1 protein-coding gene and 1 pseudogene are annotated in these 2,245 nt (G+C 48.6%); both read right to left on the reverse strand.

Going from position 1 to position 2,245, the window contains the following annotated elements:
* Positions 1-1,796 (reverse strand): annotated as a pseudogene (locus QZT80_RS01695) (hypothetical protein); the annotation flags it as partial.
* 104 nt (positions 1,797-1,900) lie between these two features.
* Positions 1,901-2,245: hypothetical protein (locus QZT80_RS01700; RefSeq protein ID WP_295116973.1), on the reverse strand; the 345-nt coding region annotated here is incomplete at its 5' end.

Here is a 2,245-nt window from a genome sequence, read left to right on the forward strand (position 1 = left end):
GCATTCGTAGTAAGGGCAGCAGCGTTACCACCCCATTCTTTAATACCCAAAGTACTTTTATCGAAGAACAGCTGTGTAGTGTAACCCGGGCCGCGGAAAGAAAGTACGTTCCATGAATAAGCACTGGTTCCAAGCGGACCATTTGCTACGGTTCCGGTACCATTACTCGCCCATATTTTCATGCGACTGAACGCTTCAGGCGCGTCGGCCTGGCCGATATCGTTATCACCAAGTGTTCCGTAAGTAGCACCGCCCGCCAGATCTTCAGATGGCTCCCACAAAGAAGTAGTGGTATTAAATTTCATGACCTGCCCGTTTGTTGGCGCAGTAGTAGCTAAAGTCCTGCCTTGTATCCTGTTGGCATTCCAGATCGCATCGTCTGCTCTTGCATTTAAAACACCAGCAGTAGTAAGTTCCAAACCAGTTCCTACAGATATTTCGCCAACAGCGCCAGTTGTTGTAGCAGCACGACCTAATAACCGTGAGCCGCCCGCATCCTGCATTTTTGCATAAGTAACAGCTTTATTTGCAATTGTAGTTGCTGCAGCTCCAGTTGTGGTAGCGGCAGTAACATCACCGGTAAGCGAAGTAATACCCGAAGCATTTAAAACACCGGCTGTAGTAAGCGCCAGGTTTGTACCTAAAGTAACTTCCTGTGTAGCACCCGTACCTGTTGTATAACGACCTAATAAACGCTGGGTAGCAATGTTCTGCATTTTTGCAAACGTTACCGCCTGGTTAGCGATCGTTGTAGCTGTAGCACCAGGCCCCGTTCCGGTTACATCACCGGTAAGCGAGGTCACCCCACTTCCTGTTGCATCGGCAGCAGGTGCCCAGGCAGTACCATTCCATTTTAACACCTCACCCGATGCCGGAGCTGTAGTGGTTATTGAGCGACCACTTAACTGGTTGGCGTTCCATAAAGCGGTAGCAGCATCGGCCGATAAAACACCGCTGGTATTCAGTAATAAGTTAGATCCTAAAGAAACTTCCTGTGCAGAGCCTGCCCCGGTAGTATAACGACCGAGCAAACGCTGAGTAGCGATGTTCTGCATTTTTGCGAAGCTTACCACGCCGTTAGCGATGGTGGTACCAAAAGTACCCGCACCTGTTCCGGTTACATCACCGGTAAGTGTAGTGGTGGTAGATGCGGCTGCGCCGGGCTCCCATACCGAAGTGGTATTATTCCATTTCAACACATTGCCATCGGCTGGTACAGTGGTAGCAATGTTGCGCCCCTGTAACTGACTGGCATTCCATAAGGCAGTACCTGCATTAGCAGTAATAACACCCGTAGTTGTATTTAAAGTTAAGTTAGATCCGAGTTTAAGTTCCTGTACGGTACCTGCTGTAGTACTGTAACGTCCCAGGATAGACTGGTCGGCCACGTTCTGCATTTTGGCATAGGTCACCACGCCGTTATTGAGGGAGGTCACTAAAGCGTTGGAACCGTTCACCGAAGCGCTGATATCTCCGATAATACCATTCGCAAATACATTGCCCACTTTTTCCCAGCTACCGTTACGCTTGATATAAAGCGATCTTTCCGTAGCATCTGTCACATATACCATCATACCATCATCTGCACCAAATAATTTGCCACCGGCAATTATCTGGGCCCTGGTAACACGAGGCAATAACAAACCCTGATTAGGGCTGTTCAATTCAAGAATAGCATCCTGCTTAAGAATGCTTGGGTTAGCGCCCAACTTTAATTGCTGCGCGGAAGCGCGTACAGATAAAAAACCACAAAGCCCTATAATGACACTGGAACGGGCTGCCGACGATAAACGCATATAAACAGAAGTTGCAAGTTAGGTAAAGGTGTTACACACACGCCGCGAAACATCTAAAGAAACAACAGGAGCATTGCACTGGCAACGCCCCTGCCGTTTAAAAATTATTTCCTGATGATGAACCAATCAGTTCCGTCAGACTGGAGTGTTACGAAAGTCCAGTCGTTGTAGATAGTATAGCTTGTACCACCTTCGATCTGACCGCCGGTAGGATTGATCACTACTTCGTGATCCAGGCCACCTTTGATCTTTTTGATGGTGTATACACGACCTTCTACCGGAGCAGGCAGGGTAATGCTTACCGCAGCAGAAGTTGCATCCACGAGGACCGTATTATCCACGTCGGTTACGGTGTAAGCAGCATCAACAGATTTGATGGCCATTGACATAGAGCCTGCCACCTGGAGCGTGGAGTTAGGCGCTGAAGTAGTACCAATGGCTACACTACC

The organism is uncultured Chitinophaga sp., from assembly GCF_902168175.1.
Taxonomy (GTDB): Bacteria; Bacteroidota; Bacteroidia; order Chitinophagales; family Chitinophagaceae; genus Chitinophaga.